The sequence below is a fragment of the bacterium genome, assembly GCA_021159335.1.
Taxonomy (GTDB): Bacteria; UBP14; UBA6098; order B30-G16; family B30-G16; genus JAGGRZ01.
Window position 1 is genome coordinate 1 of sequence record JAGGRZ010000113.1, and the last position, 7,326, is coordinate 7,326.

At 45.9% G+C, this 7,326-nt stretch carries 4 protein-coding genes; all 4 read left to right on the forward strand.

Annotated elements, in window-relative coordinates; all coding sequences use genetic code 11:
• The coding region (locus tag J7J62_06225) for a PAS domain S-box protein (GenBank protein ID MCD6124750.1) at positions 1-3,126 on the forward strand (3,126 nt) is incomplete at its 5' end.
• A gap of 21 nt (positions 3,127-3,147) precedes the next feature.
• Positions 3,148-3,543 carry a hypothetical protein gene (locus J7J62_06230; protein MCD6124751.1) on the forward strand — a complete coding sequence of 132 codons (396 nt, stop codon included), beginning with the start codon at positions 3,148-3,150 and terminating at the stop codon, positions 3,541-3,543.
• 89 nt (positions 3,544-3,632) lie between these two features.
• Positions 3,633-5,906, forward strand: a complete 2,274-nt coding sequence (locus tag J7J62_06235) for a T9SS type A sorting domain-containing protein (protein MCD6124752.1) — start codon at positions 3,633-3,635, stop codon at positions 5,904-5,906.
• Positions 5,907-5,956: 50 nt separating this feature from the next.
• Positions 5,957-7,326, forward strand: a 1,370-nt coding sequence (gene gatA, locus J7J62_06240) for an Asp-tRNA(Asn)/Glu-tRNA(Gln) amidotransferase subunit GatA (GenBank protein ID MCD6124753.1), incomplete at its 3' end; no start/stop codon positions are given.

Sequence of the window (7,326 nt, forward strand, 5' to 3'; positions counted from 1 at the left end):
AATATAGGGATTTGGTACTTCGAGACTAAGCAGCCGATACCAGTGGACCTTCCAATAAACGAGCAGATAAAGCTTATGTTCGATTACGGTTACCTCAAGCAGTGCAACGACGCAATGGCCAAAATGTATGGCTATGAAAGGGCGGAAGAAATTATAGGCAAACCGCTCAAAGAACTTCTAATTCCTGAAGACCCTGCTAATATAGAGTATTTAAAAAATTTTATTGAATCGGGTTACAAAACTTTTGACGCCGAATCCCACGAAATCGACGCCTCAGGCAACGATAAATATTTCATAAACAGTTTCTTCGGGATGATTAAGGAGGGCAAACTCACAGGTGCATGGGGAATCCAGATAGATATTACTGAGCAGCGTAAACTAAGAAATGCCCTCGAGAACACATCCAAGCAAATGTCGGCGATTCTTAACTCAATGTCTGAAGCTGTTATTTACCATGAACCTAATATGAAAATAATATGGGCTAACAAAGCTACTTCAGAATATCTTGATATTCCGTATGAAAAAATAATTGGAAAATACTGCTACAAATTAATGGGATTGGATAAAGTATGCCCCGGCTGCCCCGTCGTCAAGGCTGTTGAGACAGGTGAGCCCTGTGAGGGTATGGTAATGAAACCCGGGTTATTAGATTGGTACATTCGAGCTTATCCCATTTTTGATGCCGATGGAAATCTAAAAGGTGTTGTCGAGGTTGCAGAAAATATAACTGAAAAAGAGCAGATGCGAAAGATAAACGAAGCCATATTCAAAATTTCTGAAGCCACACACACCACCGAGAGCCTTGATGAGCTATTCAAAGAAATCCACAGCATTATATCTACGCTCATGCCCGCGGAAAACTTTTATATATCACTATATTACCCTGAGAAAAACACAATTTCATTTCCCTATTTTGTTGACGAATATGATGAAAACCCTGGTGAAATACCACTCGGCAAAACTCTTACCGCCTATGTGATACGAACCAACGAAGCCCTTTTGGCATCACCGGAAGTTACCGAGGAACTTGCGGAAAAAGGAGAGATAAAACTTGTTGGAGCGCCATCAATAGATTGGCTCGGTGTCCCCCTAAAAATAAATGGTGAAACCATCGGAGTGCTTGTCCTGCAAAGTTACAAAGAGGGAGTGCGCTTCACCGAGGAACACAAGCGGATAATTCAATTCGTCTCCGACCAGATAGCTATGGCGATACAGCGTAAGAAAGCCGAAGAAGCTCTCAAGGAAAGCGAGGAACTATTCAGAACACTGGTGGAGAAAAACCTTGTCGGAGTCTATTTGCTTCAAGGTGACACTTTTATTTACGCTAACCCTGTAGTATGTGAGATAACAGAATACGACCTGAGTGAGATGAAGAATATGAAATTAAAAAATATAGTGCACCCTGATGACTATGAGGTGGTGGCTTCGCGAGCAGCGGCAAGGCTCAGAGGAGAAGATGTTCCGGCCTCATACGAGTTCAGGATAGTAACCAAATCGGGCAAGGTCAAATGGGTCAAAATACTGGCATCAAGGATTATTCTAAATGGCGTCCCGACTATCCTCGGGACTGTGGAGGACATAACTGAACAAAGAAAAGTTCGACAAGAACTCGAATCCGAGAGAGAAAAGCTTGCGGTAACATTGCGGTCCATCGGCGATGGTGTTATAACTACTGACACCAATGGAAGAATCCAGATGATGAACAAAGTCGCCGAGAGGCTCACCGGCTGGAGCGAAGAGGAGGCCATAGGCAGGGATATTATGGAAGTTCTGAACATTCTGGACGAGCAGACTGAAGAACCGCTGGGCAACCCAGTAAAAAGAACCCTCGAGACCCACGGCGCAATACATGTGGCTGAAAGCGCAATACTCGTTTGCAAGGATGGCTCACGAAAAATAATAAGCGACAGCGCCGCACCGATACATAGAAGCGATAGCACGATATTAGGGGTCGTCATGGTCTTCAGAGACATAACCAAGGAACGAATGTATGAGAAGGAGATTCTTCATGCTGACAAGCTTCGCTCCCTCGAGATTATGGCCGGTGGCATAGCGCACGATTTTAACAATATTCTCATGGGAATTATGGGTTACATTTCGCTCGCCAAAAGCTACACACAAGAAGGAGATAAGCTTTATAAACTTCTCACAGAAGCCGAGGCTGCCACTGAACAGGCAAGGGACCTTACGAACCAGCTTCTGACTTTCGCTCGAAGCATGCCATCAGTAAAAGAGGTTATAGAATTGCCCGAACTAATAAAGCAGGTTACAGAGTTCTCGTTAAGAGGCTCCAATGTTAAACCCGTGTTCAACATAAGCGAGGACCTATGGACCATAGAAGCAGACCGTGCACAAATAGGTCAAGTAATAAGAAATCTAATAATAAATGCGGACCATGCCATGCCACGAGGCGGTGTCGTTGAAGTCTCCGCCGAAAATGTTGAAATAAAGGTTGAGGACAAAACAAAGCTCGACCCAGGACCATATGTAAAAATAACTGTAAGAGACTACGGCATAGGAATTCCCCCCGAACACATCCCACGAATTTTCGAGCCATTTTTCACTACAAAACACAAAGGAAGCGGTCTCGGACTTGCTGTATGCTACTCGATAATAAAGAACCATAACGGGCACATAGAAGTGGAATCGGAGTTGGGTAAAGGAACAACATTTTACATTTATCTTCCTGCCATACCGACAAAAAGACCCGAGAAGAAGCGCGAAGAGCAGCGGGCTCTTTACGGCGAGGGAAAGATTCTCATTATGGAGGATGAAGAAACAGTAAGAGATGTGCTTGGCTTAATGCTCGACAGCATGGGCTACAGCACAGAGTTCGCAGTCGATGGCGAGGAAGCTATAAGGAAGTACAAAGAGGCAATGGAAGCGGGCGAACCGTTCGAAGTGGTCATAATGGACCTCACCATTCGAGGGGGCATGGGCGGTAAGGAAACGATAAAGAAGATACTTGAGATCGACCCCTACGCAAAAGTAATAGCCTCAAGTGGCTACTCCAACGACCCCATAATATCGGACTACAAAAATTATGGTTTCAAAGGTGTTCTTATTAAGCCCTACAAAGTACAGAATCTTGCCAAAGTTCTGCGGAATGTTTTGCTTGAGGAATAAACCTATAAACCGGGGGAGTGAATGAATTCAAAAACAATAAAGATAGTTCTTCTGATTTTGGGCATCTTGATGGTGGCTGAATTTTGCATTGCCGCGTTGCCTTTCAAGATAATAAGGATAGCCGTTTGCTCACTTTTTGGGGACATAACGAGCGAGTTAATGACTCGTTTCCTCATAAAAATAGGGGCAATAGTAGTAGGATTCATAGGGCTTTTCTTTATAATTCTTTCCACCAACCCCACTAAATACTCCTCATTCGTTAACCTTGCTATGGTGGGTTTGCTTGTTACAGCCGCCGCAGTAACATTTTACGGTCCATGGCGACTGGCGACTTTTCCATGGCACATCGTGTGCGCAGCAGTAATGGTAATTATAGCCATCCTGATAATTATCTTCATGCCCAGAGGAAAACAATAGGCAAAATATGATGCCCACAAAAATTTTCTTTGCCATTTTACTTTTTGAAACTTAATTATTTACAGTCGAGAATAAAAAAGGGGGATAAGATGAGGAAGTTAGGTTTGGTATTGGTTTTGCTTTTTTGGGTTGTTTTGTCTTTCGGTGAGGGTATAACGACAAAGATTCCGCGCGAAAAACTTGAGGTTATTCCTGCCTCCGAAGGGACGAGTCCATATATAGTGGAAATGCCTTCCCCAAAAATATCAACTCTTCCCTCGCTCGCCGATACATACGCTATAGACTCAGTCACAACCGTATTGTCAGCTGATGAAGCTGTTTATTTTAAAATAAACCTCGATTCCAACACGATAAATTTTATCGACGATAGACCACCTTTGCCGTCGGTTTGCTACGAGGCTTTGGATTCGGTGCCTAAATGGCTCAGGCACGACCTTTTCCAGTCCTTTAAGCACATTAATGCTGCATCATCTGATACTGCCTCAAGGCTTGCCAGAGTTATAATCAATGCACCTTGGCAGGAACGAGACGAAGTAGCATTTTGCGTTGCGCACATGTCGGTCGAGGCACTTACTGACCCGCGGTTCGACCCTAATCTTCTGCGAAAAAATGCGGATTGGATATACAGACTCGCAGATTCTCTTCGTTATGTTAGGATTGAGGAGCATGGAACTCACGCAAATATGGATTGGTACACCACCACATCGTATAGAGTTGTTTCGGCATCGCGAACGGACACATCGTGGTTCACTATACCGCCAGATATTTATTACTGGTTTGTTGTTCATCCCAAGCTTTCTGATGAAGCGCCGAAGGACCGCGACCTACCATCCGACGACAGACAGAGGACTTTTGGTTATTTCTGGCGCGAATACCTTTGGACAGACCCCGACCCATCACACAGTTACACAGCGGGAGGCTATCCGCTGCTTTCCGATATAATGAGAATCCCGATAGTAGCATGGGTAAGACGGGATACGAGTCTTCCCTCAACAAGAACTATAGGTCCTGAGAATAGCGCACTTGATGTTTTGGGTTGGTGGGTTTCGAAGATTTTGCCCGACCGCCCGACGACGGTTAGACCTATTCAGCCTAATCAAATAGCATACATTCATCGTGGCAACTGTGGCGAGGTTCAAGACCTTCTTGCAGCTGGTGGGCGGACAGCGCTTTTGCCTATAGATTGTGTCGGCAGCCTTCTTCAGGACCATGTCTGGAATGAATTCTGGGATAGCGTATTGGCTGGCGAACTTTTACCTTCAGATGTATGGCATACTTATCAGGTCGACCGCTGGGGCGGAAACACGCGCATAGTAATGCCGGAAGGAGGATACGACCACGACCGTGGTGGCAACAAGAATTTAAGCAGTGTTATTGCATGGCGCGGAGATGGTTTTATGTTTAACCGCGCTCCTGCGTATACAAGAGTCTGCACTCTGGTTGTGCAAGCCCTCGACCGCAACAACCATCCTGTTCCTGGCGCGCATGTGTTGTTCGCCTCCACATCGCTTTACGACTCAACCCATCTTTATGTGGCGGACATACGGGTTACGGGCGTTGACGGCAAGGTTGTTATCGAGATGGGCGACAGCAATGTTTATTATTATCGAATAGACTCGCCGGTCGGGAATTATCCCACGACTCCGCGCACGGTCGACGCCTTTCCGACGCTTGGCAGCAGGAAAGCGGTCGCTGGTGCTAAATACACGGTTTCCAAAAGGCTTTCTGGTGAGCTGCCCTCGCTTAATGTGACCACGACAGCCTCACCAAGCAGGGTGAAGCAGATACTTGTCGATTTCAGCGCACCAAAAGAATACATTCGCGGTCCAGGAATATTTGACAGTCAGGAAGGGACCTATTCTTTCAAGCGCGATAGTGGCGTGGTAAGCGTTTTCGTTTGCGATAGCGCTAACTTTGAGTTATACCGCGCTGGTTCTCCGTTCACCGCATACGCATATCAGAGCAGAGCTAAAAACGGAAGATTAGTGGTTAATGTGCCCGCCACTGGAACATGGTATGTGGTGGTATCCGAGGAGGAGATAATAGTAAATGATTATCTTGTTAAGGCAACAGTTGTTCTTGGACGCGACCTCATACTCGTTGACGAGAATTCAAAACCACTAAAGCCGCAATTAAGCGTTATTCCCAATCCGTTCAACGCTAATTGTCGCATAAAGTATTCTCTCCCTTGTGAGGGTAAAATAGAGATACTCGACCTTTCAGGACGCGTGATTCTTAGCAGAGAAATTGGTTCTCGCGGCGAGCTGGTATGGAATGCAAGTGGAAATACAAGCGGCATATATATAATCCGCGCCTCTGCCGGAAGCGTTATCATGCAGAAAAAAGTGGCGCTCATTAAGTAGCTGGGGAATCTGTCTACAAAACAACATTACTGCTTGCTGATAGGAACCAGATGAATATCCACGAATTAACGCTTGAAACGCTTGTTGACCTCGTAAAAAAAGGTGAACTTTCGCCAAAGGAAGTCGCGCAAGCATTTTACGAGCGCACTTATGAACTGAATCCAAAGTATAACGCTTTCATAACCATAAACGAGGGTTTGCTTGGCGAGGAATTTAAGGCAGACCTTCCACTGGCGAGTGTTCCTCTTGCCATAAAGGACAACATAGTAACAGCGGGTATAAGAACCACCTGCGGCTCGCGAATGCTTTCCGATTTCGTCCCGCCCTTCGATGCCACGGCGGTTTTGAGGTTGAAAAAAGCGGGGGCGAAGATACTTGGCAAAACGAACATGGACGAGTTCGCTATGGGGTCTTCCACCGAATACTCGTATTTTGGTCCTGCAAGGAACCCGCACGACCCTGAAAGGGTAGCTGGTGGGTCATCGGGGGGGTCGGCTGTTGCGGTTGCTGCCGGGATGGCACCTGCAGCACTGGGTTCGGACACTGGCGGTTCGGTAAGGCAGCCCGCAGCTTTCTGTGGAATAGTGGGATTCAAACCGAGCTACGGGAGGATTTCACGGTTTGGGTTGGTTGCTTTCGCAAGTTCATTCGACCAGATAGGATTTCTTACAAAGAGCGTGCGGGACGCTGCATTGCTTTACGAAATTACTGCTGGTCCTGACCCAAAGGATGCTTCCATGATTTCTGAGCAGCCGCCACCAGTTGAACTTGATTTTTGGGATGGAAGGAAACCAAAGGTAGCAGTTCTAAAGCAGTCATTCGATAAATTTGTTGATGAGGATATAAGAGAGCGGCTTAAAGAGGTTCTTGAAAAACTTCCCGCTGAAATTCACGAGGTATCCATTCCTGAGCTTTCATATATAGTTCCGATCTACTGCATTATTGCGCCAGCTGAGGCATCGGCTAATCTTGCGCGATACGATGGTGTCCGATATGGCTTTCGCGCTGAAGGTGTTAGAGAACTGCAGGAGATGTATTATCGCACAAGAAGTGAGGGTTTCGGAGATGAAGTCAAAATGAGAATAATGGTGGGAACTTTCGTCCTTTCCATCGGTTATGCGGAGAAATACTTTGTCAAAGCTCAGAAGGCAAGAAGGTATATCAGCAACAAGTTCAGAGATATTTTTTCCAAATTTGACTTTATAATTACACCAACCGTGCCAAATAAGCCATTTAAATTGGGCGAAAAACTCGAGGACCCAGTCTCAATGTATCTTCAGGATACATTCACAGTTATCGCCAATCTTATCGGCTCACCAGCGATAACCATCCCTATTCACCGCGATGGTGAACTTCCTTATGGAATGCAGATTATTGCTGCTCCCGGAGAGGATTCGTCGTTGCTGTCTGTTGCGGCGGT

Bases quoted from the DNA above. Each gene is read 5' to 3' on its own strand.
- J7J62_06230 (MCD6124751.1), top strand. From the start codon at position 3,148: ATGAATTCAAAAACAATAAAGATAGTTCTTCTGATTTTGGGCATCTTG.
- J7J62_06235 (MCD6124752.1), top strand. From the start codon at position 3,633: ATGAGGAAGTTAGGTTTGGTATTGGTTTTGCTTTTTTGGGTTGTTTTG.